Genomic DNA, 14,167 nt, shown 5'->3' with positions numbered 1-14,167 from the left:
TCTTGAGGCGTTCATGCTAGCCAAGCTGGTGCCGGGGAGTATAGCGTTCACGCGCGGGGAGCGGCGCGCAGTCTTAATCCAGCTGAGAGGGGGGTGGCTGAGGGCGTACGTAGCCGCAGCCCTCGAGTGAGAGGGAGCGGGGCGCTTTACCCTATCCCCCTTCCTTTTCCCCTCCATGCCGCCGCGGGAGAGCGGGTGGGGCGCGGGCCCTGTGCGGGGAGTGAAGGGGTAGCCAGGAGCGCGCAGCTGGGGGAGCGGGAGCGCCTGGGCGAAAATATGAACAAGTGTGAGTCCTCAGTCACGCGATTTTAGAGTTAGGGGCTACCCACCCCCAGTGCCCATCGCATCGGGGTTACCCGCCTGCGCGATCACCTCGTCGTTAGTTTGGTCGCGAGAGAAGCCAGCGACTATTCCTTTGAACGTTGTGATGAAACGCTCACATTCCGCTAATTCCTCGTACGAAAGATCGGGAGGAACATCCTGCAGTGCAACTGCTATGGCCTGCTCGAGCCCGTTACCGTTTTGTATGTGCGCCATAATGCTCTCCAAGAGTTTCATAAGGCCTCTCAAACTGTACCTTTGCGTTGCCTCTACTAACCAAGCGACAGTGTTTTCGTCCGCTAAACCAGCAAGCCCCTGCAAGATCAGCTTGCCTCGAGTATTCTCGTCGGGGGGCATAACGTAAACCGCCTTTCGCGGAAGCGCAGTTTTTAGTCTCCCCAGCAGTGTCAACGGGCGGTTAGTCTCGAGCACCACACACTTTGCTCCGGATATCAGGAGTTTTCTGATCGTTTCATCGAGATTCTGCTCGCTCTCTGCTTTCTCAAGGTGGACAACTTTACCTTTGAATCTCGAACGGTCTGCCATCTTCAGCCTGCAAGCTTTGAGAGCCTCCCGTACCAAGAGCGTTTTGCCGCAACCTGAGGGCCCAAACACCACTAGGAGCCTCTCACCACCCGCGAGCATTTCGCAGAGAGCCACCCAAGCGCCCTTCATGTGCGGTAGAACCGTGCGAGGAACTCGCACAGCGCGTCTGCCAGCTAACCTTTTGCTAGGTAGCTTCACATGCCTTACCTCAGCCAACAGTGTCATCACGAGGGTCCCGGCTAGAACGATTAGGGGTTCAACGCCCGGCTTGACCCCCATTGTGCTCGCCACGACGTTTAACGCGAGTACGATTACCAGCGAAGGTAGTACGCCGGCCAGCCTAGTAGCTTCAAGCCTTTGGAGCTTGGAGGCTGCCGCTCCAGCTGCAGCATAAGTTAGCGCAAGGAGTAGGAGGCGGGGTGGGCCTATAAGGTTCGTGAAAAACCACTCGCCGGCAAGCTCCACCCAATCGCTTTCAGGCAGGCTTGCTAAACCTCGAGCAACGACCAATCGCTGACAGCCCACAGAGCCGGGCGGCACTGAGCGAGCCAGCTTAAAGCCCGCTGAGAGGACGTAGAAGAACATCAGGAAAGCCGCAGCGTTTGGAGATGCAAACTTCAGAGAATACAGCAATGCGGTGGCCGCCAGGTAGCTAACGAGCGGATCCTCGAGCACAACGGATGCGAGCCACGCGCAGGCTTGAGGCCAGAAGCGGAGCGCGAGCACAACTACAGGAGCCGTGAGGAGCAGAGTAAGAGGGTGCCCCTCACCCACGTACATGAGCATCGGGAGCGCAAACGCAGCTACTCCCAGACCTGGTAGCACCAGCGAAAGTGAGAGCCCCGCTAGCAGAAGCATGCCACGTTCACCGGAGAGATCGCCTCTAAACGTCAAGTACCCTAGCGCCATGAGCACGAGCGATACCATGGCTCTCTCAGCTAATGCCCTCTTCACCTGCACTGCCAGCTGTATATGTGTGACCTATATGCGAGCGCCGAGCGACACTAGCCGTAATACTTCCGTCCTACATTGATAAGCGCCACACCACGGTTCAGCACGTGACAAATTTAAATAGCCTCCCTGCACAGCTCCACGATTTTCCATGGGACGAACAAAGGTTGTAGGCTCTGCTGGGCGCTTCGGAGCAAGGTATGGTTCCACACTCAGGCATAAGGTAGCGGCTATTGAGGCCAAGATGAGGGGTCCTCACAGGTGCCCCCGCTGCTTCACCCGCGGCCGACTCCGCAGGGTGAGCGTGGGTATATGGAGCTGCAGGAAATGCGGCTACACGTTTGCAGGTGGAGCTTACGTGCCACGCACAGAGCTCGGTAGGACTTTCACGAGTGAAGAGCTTAAAAGCATTAAGCGAATGGTAAGACGTTGACCTACCACTACCTCATCACAACAACCCATAGATCCAATCCCCGCGTGAGATCCCTCGCGAAAGAACTTGCCTTATCCCTTCCTAACGCACTCAAGGTTAATAGGGGTAAGAGTAGGCTGCTTGATGTGCTTCTCCAGGCTAAAGCTCTCGGAGCTCTTAGGGTTCTGATCGTTGGAAGAGGATTAAGGGGTAACCCTGGTCGGATTGAAATTTTCAAGACGCTAGATCCCCCATACACCTCCCTAGTGTTGAAGCTTAGCGGTGTAAAATTGGCGCGCGAGCTGGCCGCAAAACCGCAACCCCCTAGAAGCTTAGCGGTTCTGGTTCAGCGGGAGCAGGAAGCTCTAGAGTTCGGACACGAGCTGGCTGCCGCAATTAATTTACCGCTCGTGGAAGATGCGGAACCGGCAGAGCTCGCTAACGTTTACGATTCGCTCCTCCTAATAGAGTACGTCAAGCGTACGCGCGCGTTATTCGCACTTAGGTTTGTGAAACCCGAGTCTGAACAACCTTGCGGTCCCCGATTGCTAGTCGAGAAGTACGCGGTGATTAAACGTGGCAACATATGAGGCGGTGATCACGATTAACGCCGTTGACGAGGTAGAGGCGGAGGCCTTGTACAAGGCGCTATCCGTCGAAACCTCAAGCCAACCATCACCCCGAGTTAGAGTCCAAATAGACTTGCAAGGCTCACAACTCCACCTACGATTTACATCTGAGAGGAGATCTTCTCTCAGAGCTGCCCTTAACAGCTTTCTCCGATTGCTTACCGCATTAGAGCGGGCAGCTCAAGAGCTAGCATACAGCGCTGAGAAACAATAGCAAAACTTATCTTGAGTTGGAACGGGTAGACCACGTGGCAAGCGTTTCTGAGACGCTCCGTGCCGAGGTCAAACGTTACCAGGATCTAGTTGAGAGACTCAGGTTGATAGCAATTAACAGGCAGCAGCTACAGGCCCAGCTCGCTGAGGTTGATGAAGCTCTAAAAGAGCTGAGCACCGTTGATGACAGCCACCCCGTATACAAAATTGTTGGGTCGATAATCGTGCTTAAAAGTAAGAGTAGTGTTGTTAATGAATTAAACAATTTGAAAGAAACTATAGAAATACGTATTAAAACTCTAGAAAAGCAGGAAGATCTATTGAAGAAGCAATTAGAAGAATTGGAAAAGAAGCTGGCGAGGAAGCTTGGTGGAGAAGCGCAGGCTGGAGCAGGTTAAAATTCTGAGTAAAGAGAAGTTAGAAGAATTAGCTATTTGGTTAGCCAATAGAATTGATATGATAGCGAGAGAAAAGCTAGGATCCCTCGCAGAGGCGGTGAGTATACTCGTGAATGTTGGCGAAGAGTGGCCGTACACAGTCGAAGCTCTTATCTCGGTTAAAACCCGCTACCCTCGAAGGGAGCTGGAGCGTGAGCTGGGGGGGATCCTTGATCAAGCTTTTGCGGAGTTTATTGTTAGGGCGTCTCTCGAAGGTCTCGAGCCTTCAGGCTGAGGCAGTAGAGGCTGTTAAACGCTTCGCCAGCAGAGCCGAAGAGCCTGTGCTTATAGTAACGCACGTGAACGCAGATCCGGATGCTCTCGCCTCCTCCATCCTGCTGAACCACCTTTTGAAGGAGATGGGTTTCAGGGACGTAGATCTAGCCTTCCCCGAAGGCCCTAGCAAACTTTCACGCAAAATTATGGATGCTCTCAACATCCGATTGAAGTACGTGCGCAAACCAGGGCGCAGGGCATATTCCGCAGCTGCCGTCGTAGACGCGACTAACGGTGTTCAGCTATCAGTCTTCCGCCCACTAGTTGAGCAGTCCGCTCTCCTGCTGGTGATTGATCATCATGTTCCACCCGGCGAATTAGCTACAAGAGCCAGCTTCTCGCTGGTTCGCGAAGAACCTGCAACTACCGTTCTAGTCTACCAGGCAGTGGAGGGTCTATCGGTCCCGCTAACAGGGGGGCTTTCGACTTTAGCCTTGACAGGTATTCTCTTCGACAGCAGGCGATTCATCAGGGCTACACCGGAAACTATGCGCACAGTTGCCCGCCTACTCGAGCTTGGTGGCGACTACAATCTCGCCCTTTCCCTGCTGGAGGAGGAGTCACCCTACGCCGAGCGAGTGGCCAAGCTGAAGGGGGCGCTACGAAGCCATGTGCTAAACGTAGGGGGTTTCCTCGTAGCAGTGAGCGAAATAGGTTCTTACGAGGCCTCGCTCGCAAGAGCGCTGATATCCCTTGGTGCTGACCTGGCTCTCGTGGCTTCGGCGAGAAACGGTGAATGCCGATTGAGCATCAGAGCTTCTAGGAGCTTCCTCGAAAAGACGGGGATTTCCGCGAGCAGAGACCTAGCGTTAGCCGTCGCTAGAGAACTCGGGGGCGAAGGTGGGGGGCACGATGCAGCCGGCAACTACAAGGGACCTTGCTCCACGAGCGAAGCTCTTCGGGTAACCCTTACAGCTCTTGCGTCGAAGCTGGGCGTAAAGCCGAAAGCGCTGAAGTGAAGGTTAGGCGATGCTCGAAGAGGGCGTCTCAAAGCTGCTTATCACAACGGTACCCGGTCTCGAGGACCTACTCTTAGCTGAGCTTAAACCTCTTCCTGGCAGTGGGATAATCAGGCGTGGAAAGATCATTTACACGCTGGCTAAGCCGATGAAGGGCGGCGAGCTGGGACGCTTTATCTCGCGGCTCACCTTGGCTGAAAAGGTCTACGCTGTTCTAGTGGAGGGCTACGCTTCAAGCCTGGAGGAGATTAAGCAGCTCCTCTCCACGCCGACGGATCTCATCAGCGGGATGGCGGATCATCCGCTATCTTTCGCAGTCGAAGCCGCGAGAGAAGGGGTCCACCCCTTCACGTCGCTCGATATTTCCAGAGTTGTCGGTTCAGCTATTCAAGGGAAATACCCGCGACTCAGGGTTTCATTAGACGATCCCGACCTACTTCTTTACGCTGAGCTTGTGGGTAAAGAGTTTAGGCTCGCGATAGATCTAACACCCTTTACCAGTCTGAGAGATAGAGGCTACAGGGTCTACGTCCATCCCTCGTCTCTTAACCCGATTGTTGCACGAGCCATGTGCCGACTCGCTAACCTGAAAGATGGTGAAACGCTAGTTGATCCATTATGCGGCGGAGGAACGATTGTCATCGAAGGGCTGTTAGACGCCCCCCGCGTACATGGGTTGGGATTTGACATTAACCCTGTTCACGTGAGAGGTGCCATTACGAACGCTACCTCCGCCGGCGTGTTAGCAGACTTCTGGGTAGCTGACGTCAGGTACTTGAACAATCTGCTGAGACAGGGGGTGGACGTTGTCGCCACTAACCCACCCTACGGGATTCGTGAAAAGGCCGTAGGCGGTTTAAAACGGCTTTACTTTTCGCTAATTGAGGGAGGGCGCCAAGTGCTTAACGAAGGGGGTAGACTGGTAATTCTCAGCCCCCTCAAGCAGCTCGTAGAGCGAGCAGCACGCGAGCAGAGATGGAGGCCTTCGTCCGTGAGGAAGATCGATTTAGGGGGGCTTACAAGCTTCATTTTCCTCTTCAGGAAGTAAGTAGAATTAAATCCAAGTGAGAGCAAAAGCTTGCAAGCGAACAAAGGCTTATATTGCGACTAAGCGCGCCCTAGGCACGTGACTGATGTAAGGTACATACCACCGCGCATATTCATTGAAGAGCTAGCCAGGCATCTGAAGGAGAACTTCGGGGATACGATAAAGCCGCCGGAGTGGGCTTTGTACGCGAAAACGGGTAGCCACAAGGAGCGCGTACCCGACGACCCCGATTGGTGGTATAAGAGGTGCGCTTCCCTCCTGAGGAAACTCTACATTCACGGCCCCACGGGAATCGAAAGGTTGAGAGTCGCCTATGGGGGGCGTAAGAACCTCGGCCATCGCCGAGAGCATTTCAGAAAAGCTGGTGGATCATCTATAAGGAAGGCTTTGCAGCAGCTGGAAGCTGCAGGCCTCGTTACAAAGATCGAGCGAAAGGGCAGAACGCTCACTCCAAAGGGGAGAGCTTTGATGGATTCTTTAGCTTACCGCATCTTTAAGCAGATGGCTGCGGAGCGCCCCGAGCTAGCGAAATACTTATCTTAATACCACTGATGCTGAGGTGAATTGTAATGGAGAGCTACGAGTACGATGAGGAACTCGAGGCGATCAAGCGGAGGAAACTTCAGGAGTACCAGCGCGCTCTGGAAGCTGCGCAGGCAGAGGAGCAGCGCCGCCTAGAAGAGGAGAGGAGGCAGGAGTACCTCAGAAGGATCCTAACGCCTAAAGCGCGCGAAAGGCTGACTAACCTGAGGATGGTGAGACCAGAGCTTGTTGAACAGCTGGAGATTCAGCTCATTCAGCTGGCTCAAATGGGCAGAATTCCATTACCCGTAACTGATGATCTACTGAAGGAGCTACTAGCCCGAATCACCGAACAGAAGAAAGAAATAAGGATAAAGTATACGAGAGGCAGCCTCGGTGGACTGTGATGGCGCGCAATAAGCCGTTAGCGAAAAAGCTGAGACTTGCCAGCGCGCTTAAGTCCAACTATCAAATCCCTGTTTGGGTCATTGCTAAAACGAGGAGAAGAGTTGTAAGGAAGATTCGAAGGAATTGGCGGAGGAGTAGAATGCAGCTATAGGGGTGTCGAAGATGGCCGACGAAAGAGTATACGTCGTACCGTTGAGGGATGCTTTCAGAGCCCCGCTCACTAAGCGGGCGAAAGTAGCGATAAGGATACTAAGAGAGTTCATCATGCGCCACACGAAGTCGCAAATCGTGAATATATCTCCCGAAGTAAATGAAGCAATCTGGTCCAGGGGGATAAAGAGACCTCCCAGGCGGGTAAAAGTAGCAGTAGAGGTACGAGAGGAGGAAGGTGTGAAAGTTGCTGAGGTGAGGCTGCCTAAGGAGGAGGGGAGGGAGAGCGGCGCTTGAGCATTGAAGTGCTGTATGCTTTTGGTAACCCATACGTTGGCGTCTTTATCACAGCGAGTGAGAAATGGGCTCTGATACCAGAAAGCGCGCCAGATAAGGTCGAGCTCGCGATACGGCGAAACTTGGGCGTAGAAGCTATTCGGGCCTCAATCGGCGAAACTCCTCTTCTCGGCATCCTGTGTGTAATGAACAGCAAGGGCCTACTACTCGGAAACATCGTAAAGGAGGAGGAGGTTGACCGGATTAGAAAGGCTGTCGGCGACGCTTTGGTGGTAGACGTGCTCGACGAGATCAAAGAGAACGCTCTTGGGAACTTGATACTCACCAACGACTCGACAGCCATAGTAAGTCCACTTATACCTCCCCCTGCTAGAGCTAAGATAGCCGATACCCTCGATGTAGAAGTTGTGCAGATGAAGCTTGGAGGGTCAAATTTCGTAGGTGCTCTCGGGGTAGCAACCAACCGTGGAGTACTATTGAGCCCTATACTCAGTGATGAAGAGGTAAACACTCTCATCAGCTTGATGAAGGTGCCAAAGGGTGGAATAGGGACGGTAAACCGGGGTAACGTTTTCGTGAAGAGTGGTGTAGTGGCTAATAGTAGGGGGGCCCTCGTGGGATTCGACACGACCGGTATCGAGATGATGCGGATACAGGCGTCCCTCTTCTAGCTTAAGGATAACCTTGATTCGTACTCGGTGAGAACCTCGGGCGGAACAGTTTGAGGCGGTACATAGAACCCAAGCGGCCTTATTAGCTGCGTCACTTCGCCGGATAGGCACGTGCTACAAATACTGCTTCTCCCTACAGACATCGTGGAACACAACGAACATCTCGTAAACTCCAGGTGGAAGCTAACTCGTAGGACCCCACTACTCTTAACAATGCTCGCCACTCTGTCAAGCAGCTGCGACGTTAAGTAACCCTTAACCTTAATGGCAAGAACGGAGCCACCGCGCAGTAGTTGCTGGACTGCACCTTCCAGCATCGCGAGTTCGTCCAGCGTGCGTTGAGAGGAAAGGGAAAACGGGGAAAGCGCGTTGAAACCTGGCACCCGAGAAAGCAGGTAAACGCGCTCATCGGCTAGCGCCGCCGTGATCTTCACCGGTAGGCCTCTGATCACTGTACTCCAGAACCTCTTTGCCAGCTCGAGTAAACGGTGTGTGTGAAGCTGTCGATGATGGAGTAGCATAGACGCCTCAAAGCCAACAAGCGCCAACTGTGGCTCAAGCTCAACGATATTATCGACAACTCCTTTCAGGGCTCTTCTAACAGCCGGTGCACGCAAGTTTTGGGAAACCCTCCCGCTTTCTTCAGCAACTAAAGTGATAAAGTGATAGCCGTCCAACCCTTTGCTCTTCACTTCCGCGTAGAGAGAGGGGAGCGAGAGGGCCACTTGCAGCGGCAATACATATGCTTCCCCGGGCTCAGGGAGCGGTAATTCCGCCAAAGAAAGACTCGGCACGCTTTCGCACCTATTCACAATAAGAGGCACTGCACTGTTCGCGAAATTCACTACGTCCCTGGGCAAGTCTGAATCCTCTCCGATCTGGTACACAAACCCTAGGCCATGCGCTGGAATCTCGCGTTCGGGGGGATCGCGAACAACCAGGGTGACCTTTCCGGGAGGGATCAGACCATGCAGCATTTCGAGCTCCTCAATGCGAAGCTCCTCAAACACTAGAACAAGTTCAGAAACCGTATCGATAAGTTTGCTCATTATCCGCCCGAGCTCAACGCCGCGCGGCACGGTCAGTACGACGACTTGAGCCCCCCTAATCGACCATGCAGGATTCCTCACATATATCAAACCCTTGCACTGATAACTCTTAAACGTAGGCGAGATTTTTTCGACGGCGTAGCTGAGGGCTAGATCCTGAAGGATGCTCTCCCTCAAGTGCGCGCATCCCTCGTCGGCCAGAGATTTAAACGCCAGCACGCTTAATGATCGAGGGATGCCAATCACGCTAGGCTCCCTGTCGCAGAACATTACTTCGGCTAGCAGAGCCAGCACTTCCCCTCTCACTCCTTCACGCTGGATGCTTGAAAGCTTTGCAAAAAGTCGCTCTAGGAACGATTCGAGTTCGCTGAGTTCCTTCCCACAATTAAGCTTGCGTGCAATCTCACTCACGCTCGCAGATGGGTAGGGAAGACCGCGGAAATCGACTAGCGGAGCAGTTTCCACGGTCTTACTCGCAAACTCGGATACACGCGCTACAATCCACCTCCCCTTCTCAGTTAACTCGTATGCGCCGCTCTCGGTAGCTGCTACCACCCCCAAATCCCGCAGCTTTCTTAAGTGAAAGTTTAATTTTCCCCCACTGATATTCAACTCATCCGAAAGATCCGAAAAAGAAGTAGGACCTTTAAGAGCCAGTGTGAATAATATTTTCAACCTATATTCATTACCTATACTCTTGAAAAGCTCGGCTAGATCGTTTAAATTCTCTGACACAGTTTCTAGCCGCCTCACCAGAATTTGTCCTTTACCTGCGCGAAGAAGCTCTCGGCTTTCGCAAACCATTGCTCGAACTTCGACGGCGATTCGGGGTACTCCCTATAGATTGACGCGGACTCGTCCATGAGCGACTTTAGGCGTACGAGCTCGGGAAGCAGCGATGGTCTCTTGAGCACCCTCACAATTGAGAGCGCCTTTGAGAGTACCGTGGTTAACAGCTCGCCACGATACCCTATCGCCGAAAGTTCTTCATCCGACACTATCCTACTGCTAATTATCAGTTCAATATCGTCGTTCGAAAGCCCTTGCAGGTAGATACGCGCAACGTCGAGGGACGCCTGCTTTATACCGTACGCTTGCAGATACGCCTTCTTGTACGGCCACAGCCTCTCCATTGAGGGCTCTCCCTCCTCGAGGGCTTTCACAATTTGTCTTGCCGCGTGAAGGGCACTAACGAGTGCCGGTCCAATTCCTCCGCCATGAAGCGGGTTGGCGGTATACGCTGCATCTCCCACCGCTACCAGCCCATTCCAAACGGGGCAGGGAGCGGGACGACGCGTTGGAACGATCCCCCCACCCGCGTGTAGGATTTTCCCGCCGGCCCTTTCGATGAGGGGCTTGATGTGCTTCTCGAACATCTCCCTCGGGTTCGGAGCATTGGGACCCATTTTCACGCCTAACCCAACGTTAACCTCGTACCTCCCCTTGGGGAACCACCACCAATAACCCCCCGGCGCGACGTTCACGTCTAAGTATATGTCGGCGTAGCGGGGATCCTGCTCCACTTCGACCTCAGCTATAACTCTAAAAGCCGCGTTGAAGTCCTCGAGAGGTGCCCTGTAGGAGACCCACCATTCGCTGGGCAGCTTCGTCCTAACAGCTGCAGCTGCGCCCGTTGCATCAACGATAACGCTCCCCCGTATCTCCAGCGTCCCTCCCTTAGCTAGGACCTTGACCCCCCTAACCCAGTTACCCTCGACTACTGGTTTTACCGCCGAGTGCCCGGCAAGTAGTGAGGCCCCAGAGTTTACCGCCATTCGTAAGAGTCTTCTCCCAAAAGCCCTCCTATCCAAGGCGTAGCCTCTCCCCCACGCAGTGACGTAATGCTGCTTACTCGGAGAGAATACGCGGACACCCTCTATAACGCTTAAAGCGTCCTCTCCTACGCGGGGCGGTTCCAATCCAACCTCCCTGAAGTGGTGCTCCCCTATTGCATCACCGCAAACCTTCTCTCCAATGCTGTCCTCGCCCTTCGATTCGACAATTACCGTTGAGAGCCCGGCTTTAGCTAGATTGTACGCTGTAAAAAGCCCGGCAACTCCCCCACCGACGACGACAACGTCATACCTTTCCGACACACAGCCCCCGTAACGTGAGCATAAATATCGTTTATCTCCATACGTACACACAAACATTGTACACAGTAGTCTTTAAAATAGACGCTGAATCGTGGTGAGCGATGAGTGAGAACGTTAAGCCTGTAAAAGGAGATGCCGTGCTGCTGGAGTACACGATAATCGATAAAGCGACTGCGAGAGTACTCGAGACAACAACTGAACAAGTCGCAAAGGATGCAGGCCTTTACAGCGAAGAAACTAAGTATGGTCCCCGCTTAGTAATTCTGGGTTCAGGCGAATTACCATCCGGTTTGGAGGAGCAACTTGTCGACGTCGGCGAAGGGGAGGAGCGCGAAATCGAACTGCCACCCGAGAAGGCGTTCGGCAGGAGGGATCCGGAGAAGATTAGGGTGATCCCCGCCAGAGAGTTTTCCGCGAGAGGCATCATACCCCGGGCTGGAATGGAAGTAGAAGTGCGAGGTGAGAGAGGCACCGTGATCAGCGTAGGTAGCGGTAGAGTCATTGTGGATTTCAACCATCCGCTCGCAGGGCGGGAACTGGTATTCAAGGTCAAAGTGGTTAAGGTACTCAAAAGCGCTAAGGAGAAGACCGAGGCCCTCTTCAAGAAGTACGTGACAATCGATGGAGCATCACTAAACTTCGAGAACGGGACGGCAGTAATCACGATCCCCTTCAACGCCCTCTTTTCACCGGAGAACCTTGAGGCGCTCAACGCCTTCGCAAGGAGCGTTGAAAGCTACGTAAGTGACATTAAAGCTGTGAAACTGGTCTCCACAATACTTGAGCGGAAAACCGAGGAGGCTGGCGCTGGAACACGGTGAGGATACTCGAGGAGGACAAGCGCGCGAATAGGCTTAGGCTGCAAATCGAGAGCCCCGAGGATCTCTACTACACCTCGCTCATAATTGATGAGGGGGACCTTGTCACCGCCTGGACGACGCGCCAAGTCAGAATCGAGAGAGCTGCCGAGAGCGAAAGGGGGGAAAGAGTACGCGTAAAGCTCACAGTCCAAGTTAAGAAAGTCGAATTCCAACGCTTCAGCGACTCGCTCAGGATACTAGGAGTTGTCGTCGAAGCGCCCGAATGGTTGAGCGTAAAGGGCTCTCACCATACGATCGGTTTGAAGCCGGGCGACGAAGTCGAGATCGTAAAAACCTCGCTGTTGAAGCACCATGAAAGACTTTTGCAGCTGGCACTTACAGCCACACAACTGATCGGCATTCTAAGCTTCGATGTGGATGAAGCGACTGCAGCACTGCTGCGCCCCCAGGGTCTTGAGGTAATCGCTACTATCGGCCTACCAAAGCCGGGTAAGGAGGGTAGCTTAAAGGAGCAGCTGAAAACCGCTATACGCAAAGTTCTTCCACAACTTTTAGCGTCGCTCAAGTCTAGGGGGGCTAGAGACGTTGTCGTAGCCGCTCCAAGACTGGTGCTCGAAGTCTTGTCTGAAGTTGGAGTCACTGCGTCACGCTTCATAGAGGTTTCAGAGGGCGGACTCGCGGGTCTTTACGAGATGGTACGCAGAAATGCTTTGAGGGAGCTCGTCACAGAGGAGGTTTATTCAAAGCCGAGAGACCTCATGAAAGAGCTAATTGAAAGGCTAAGCCGAAGCCCCGGCAGGGTTGCAATGGGTCTGGAAGAGGTTCGCCGGGCCGCTGAGGCGCGCGCAATAGAGGCGCTCCTAATCCTGGACGAAGCTCTACTGAGCGAGGATAGAGCGCGCGTCTTAACAGTATTGGAAAACGCGGCCGCAACAGCTCGAAACATCGTTGTTGTACCGCCCGATTTGGAGGGGGTGGAACTGCTTAGGAAAAGTGGAGGCCTTGCAGCGCTCTTGTACTTCGAAGTGGCCCACTAGGAGACACGGGTTGTATGTGCTCTGCTCCCACCTTCTTCGATGCAAAAAACTCTTAACGTACGGTCATCGCTAGTTTTTCGATGTGCGATGTGCGCTTATGCAGGCATTCCCGTTCCAGTTAAGCCAGAGCGACTAGGTGTAATAATAGGGAAAGATGGCTCAAACAAGACTGCTTTGGAGAGAGCTTTCAATGTAATATTGAACGTGGATTCAAAAACATCGACCGTCTACATCTCTCCCACGCAGGGGATGACCCCCCTAGAGGTTATGCGTGCCAGGCTGGCTATCGAGGCGATCTCGCTGGGTTTCAGTCTCGAGGATGCGCTTCAGCTCAGCGACGAAAACTGGTGCTTCGAAGTTATCGATTTGAGCGAGATGACACGAAACGCGGACGATCTAAGGAGAATAAAGGCTAGGATCATCGGTGAAGAGGGAAAAGCGCGAAGGAACATCGAGCAAATGGCCCACGTAAAAATCGTTGTAGGCGAAAAAACGGTCGGCATACTGGGCGAGTGCGACAACGTTGAAGTTGCCAGGAAAGCCCTCACGATGCTCATACAAGGCCGCACTCACGGGACAGTTTACGGGTATCTCAGAGCAGCTGGAAGAGAGTTAAAGAGAAAGAGAATGGAACTGTGGGAGAAGTTCGGAGATAAAATTTAAGCCAGCCCTTCTCTCCGAAATTGTAGCGGGGGTGCCCGAGCCAGGTTAAAGGGGGCGGACTCAAGATCCGCTGGCGTAGGCCTGCCCGGGTTCGAATCCCGGCCCCCGCACCATTCCTCACGATGTTAGAGCACGCGTTAAACTGGGTAAAATACGCCTTAATCTACGCAGTCCTGCTGAGGATTGCAAACAGTTTATAAAGGGTTTCGTCGAAGAGGATACAGGCCCCGGTGGTGTAGGGGTTAACATGCCGGCCTGTGGGCTTTTCGGCAGACAGCCGGAGAGCGGCGGCTGACCGCTCGGATAACCCGGGTTCGAGTCCCGGCCGGGGCCCCAAAACGAGGGGTAGCTTGTGAAGGATCACTGCTGCCGACCACTCCTTTTCGCATTTCAATGCTTTGCCGACACCTGCTAGTTCACCTGTCTATTATGATGACACCGGTTCTAATCTTTCTACCGAGCCGGCGCTACAGATCTAGGGTGGGTGAGAAGGTTTTTGGAAGATAGCCCACCGGGGGCGCATGGGTCTGGAGGGTTTCGAGCGCGGAGCGCGGATGCTCTTCTCCTTCCCTAAAATCCAGGTGCTTTTACCTATGATAGCTGCACTATTCGCCGTAGCCCTTTACATCCGCTGCAGCATCGTTTACCTGATTCATGTGAC

At 53.6% G+C, this 14,167-nt stretch carries 17 protein-coding genes and 2 tRNA genes; 16 read left to right on the top strand and 3 right to left on the bottom strand.

Annotation, left to right across the window (positions count from 1 at the left end):
* Window positions 1–321: 321 nt before the first annotated feature.
* The gene (locus tag QXF46_08015; GenBank protein ID MEM0226803.1) at window positions 322–1,827 is read right to left on the bottom strand and encodes a hypothetical protein; all 1,506 of its coding nucleotides are present in this window, start codon (window positions 1,825–1,827) and stop codon (window positions 322–324) included.
* Between the two features lie 142 nt (window positions 1,828–1,969).
* Between QXF46_08015 and QXF46_08010 the strand changes: the two genes are divergently transcribed.
* The 11 genes from QXF46_08010 to QXF46_07960 all read left to right on the top strand — a co-directional run bounded on the left by QXF46_08010 (window position 1,970) and on the right by QXF46_07960 (window position 7,840).
* Window positions 1,970–2,251, top strand: a complete 282-nt coding sequence (locus QXF46_08010; protein ID MEM0226802.1) for a 50S ribosomal protein L37ae — start codon at window positions 1,970–1,972, stop codon at window positions 2,249–2,251.
* Entirely contained in the window at window positions 2,248–2,820 is a 573-nt protein-coding gene (locus QXF46_08005) for a hypothetical protein (GenBank protein ID MEM0226801.1), read from the top strand. The genes QXF46_08010 and QXF46_08005 overlap by 4 nt, the downstream gene beginning before the upstream one ends.
* Window positions 2,821–3,107: 287 nt before the next feature.
* Complete coding sequence (locus QXF46_08000; protein ID MEM0226800.1) at window positions 3,108–3,470, top strand: prefoldin subunit beta; 363 nt, start codon at window positions 3,108–3,110, stop codon at window positions 3,468–3,470.
* Window positions 3,442–3,744, top strand: a complete 303-nt coding sequence (locus tag QXF46_07995) for a hypothetical protein (protein ID MEM0226799.1) — start codon at window positions 3,442–3,444, stop codon at window positions 3,742–3,744. The genes QXF46_08000 and QXF46_07995 overlap by 29 nt, the downstream gene beginning before the upstream one ends.
* A gap of 46 nt (window positions 3,745–3,790) precedes the next feature.
* Window positions 3,791–4,744, top strand: a complete 954-nt coding sequence (locus tag QXF46_07990; GenBank protein MEM0226798.1) for a DHH family phosphoesterase — start codon at window positions 3,791–3,793, stop codon at window positions 4,742–4,744.
* 10 nt (window positions 4,745–4,754) lie between these two features.
* The gene (locus QXF46_07985; protein MEM0226797.1) at window positions 4,755–5,792 is read left to right on the top strand and encodes a THUMP domain-containing protein; all 1,038 of its coding nucleotides are present in this window, start codon (window positions 4,755–4,757) and stop codon (window positions 5,790–5,792) included.
* Window positions 5,793–5,870: 78 nt separating this feature from the next.
* Window positions 5,871–6,335 (top strand): 30S ribosomal protein S19e, encoded by a 465-nt coding sequence (locus QXF46_07980; GenBank protein ID MEM0226796.1) that lies wholly within the window; start codon window positions 5,871–5,873, stop codon window positions 6,333–6,335.
* 26 nt (window positions 6,336–6,361) lie between these two features.
* Window positions 6,362–6,721, top strand: a complete 360-nt coding sequence (locus tag QXF46_07975; protein MEM0226795.1) for a DNA-binding protein — start codon at window positions 6,362–6,364, stop codon at window positions 6,719–6,721.
* On the top strand, window positions 6,721–6,873 hold the full coding sequence (locus QXF46_07970; protein ID MEM0226794.1) for a 50S ribosomal protein L39e: 153 nt from the start codon (window positions 6,721–6,723) through the stop codon (window positions 6,871–6,873). The genes QXF46_07975 and QXF46_07970 overlap by 1 nt, the downstream gene beginning before the upstream one ends.
* Window positions 6,874–6,884: 11 nt before the next feature.
* The gene (locus tag QXF46_07965) at window positions 6,885–7,169 is read left to right on the top strand and encodes a 50S ribosomal protein L31e (GenBank protein MEM0226793.1); all 285 of its coding nucleotides are present in this window, start codon (window positions 6,885–6,887) and stop codon (window positions 7,167–7,169) included.
* Window positions 7,166–7,840 carry a translation initiation factor IF-6 gene (locus QXF46_07960; protein ID MEM0226792.1) on the top strand — a complete coding sequence of 225 codons (675 nt, stop codon included), beginning with the start codon at window positions 7,166–7,168 and terminating at the stop codon, window positions 7,838–7,840. Before QXF46_07965 ends, QXF46_07960 begins: the two co-directional genes overlap by 4 nt.
* On the opposite strand, the gene QXF46_07955 is transcribed toward QXF46_07960, so the two are convergent.
* Together QXF46_07955 and QXF46_07950 are read right to left on the bottom strand one after the other, a co-directional pair.
* Complete coding sequence (locus tag QXF46_07955; protein ID MEM0226791.1) at window positions 7,837–9,195, bottom strand: hypothetical protein; 1,359 nt, start codon at window positions 9,193–9,195, stop codon at window positions 7,837–7,839. The two genes, QXF46_07960 and QXF46_07955, sit on opposite strands and share 4 nt — an antisense overlap.
* Window positions 9,196–9,638: 443 nt before the next feature.
* Complete coding sequence (locus QXF46_07950; GenBank protein ID MEM0226790.1) at window positions 9,639–10,985, bottom strand: NAD(P)/FAD-dependent oxidoreductase; 1,347 nt, start codon at window positions 10,983–10,985, stop codon at window positions 9,639–9,641.
* A gap of 101 nt (window positions 10,986–11,086) precedes the next feature.
* Here QXF46_07950 and QXF46_07945 point away from each other — a divergent pair, with 101 nt between their 5' ends.
* The 5 genes from QXF46_07945 (at window position 11,087) to QXF46_07925 (ending at window position 13,842) form a co-directional block, all read left to right on the top strand.
* Complete coding sequence (locus QXF46_07945; GenBank protein MEM0226789.1) at window positions 11,087–11,806, top strand: FKBP-type peptidyl-prolyl cis-trans isomerase; 720 nt, start codon at window positions 11,087–11,089, stop codon at window positions 11,804–11,806.
* Window positions 11,803–12,843 (top strand): hypothetical protein, encoded by a 1,041-nt coding sequence (locus QXF46_07940; protein ID MEM0226788.1) that lies wholly within the window; start codon window positions 11,803–11,805, stop codon window positions 12,841–12,843. Before QXF46_07945 ends, QXF46_07940 begins: the two co-directional genes overlap by 4 nt.
* An 87-nt stretch (window positions 12,844–12,930) precedes the next feature.
* The gene (locus QXF46_07935; GenBank protein MEM0226787.1) at window positions 12,931–13,506 is read left to right on the top strand and encodes a KH domain-containing protein; all 576 of its coding nucleotides are present in this window, start codon (window positions 12,931–12,933) and stop codon (window positions 13,504–13,506) included.
* A 25-nt stretch (window positions 13,507–13,531) separates the two neighbouring features.
* Window positions 13,532–13,619: transfer RNA gene (locus tag QXF46_07930), tRNA-Leu, on the top strand.
* 111 nt (window positions 13,620–13,730) lie between these two features.
* Window positions 13,731–13,842 (top strand) — tRNA-His (locus QXF46_07925).
* The last annotated feature ends 325 nt before the right edge of the window (window positions 13,843–14,167 follow it).

This window comes from Thermofilaceae archaeon, from assembly GCA_038731975.1.
GTDB lineage: Archaea > Thermoproteota > Thermoprotei > Thermofilales > Thermofilaceae > JANXEW01.
The sequence above is the reverse complement of the archived record's forward strand: the minus strand, read 5'-3'. Positions and strand labels throughout refer to the sequence as shown.

Coding starts and splice junctions, on each gene's coding strand:
- QXF46_07965 (MEM0226793.1), top strand. CDS start 6,885: ATGGCCGACGAAAGAGTATACGTCGTACCGTTGAGGGATGCTTTCAGA.
- QXF46_07985 (MEM0226797.1), top strand. CDS start 4,755: ATGCTCGAAGAGGGCGTCTCAAAGCTGCTTATCACAACGGTACCCGGT.
- QXF46_07970 (MEM0226794.1), top strand. CDS start 6,721: ATGGCGCGCAATAAGCCGTTAGCGAAAAAGCTGAGACTTGCCAGCGCG.
- QXF46_07935 (MEM0226787.1), top strand. CDS start 12,931: ATGTGCGCTTATGCAGGCATTCCCGTTCCAGTTAAGCCAGAGCGACTA.
- QXF46_07945 (MEM0226789.1), top strand. CDS start 11,087: ATGAGTGAGAACGTTAAGCCTGTAAAAGGAGATGCCGTGCTGCTGGAG.
- QXF46_08010 (MEM0226802.1), top strand. CDS start 1,970: ATGGGACGAACAAAGGTTGTAGGCTCTGCTGGGCGCTTCGGAGCAAGG.
- QXF46_07975 (MEM0226795.1), top strand. CDS start 6,362: ATGGAGAGCTACGAGTACGATGAGGAACTCGAGGCGATCAAGCGGAGG.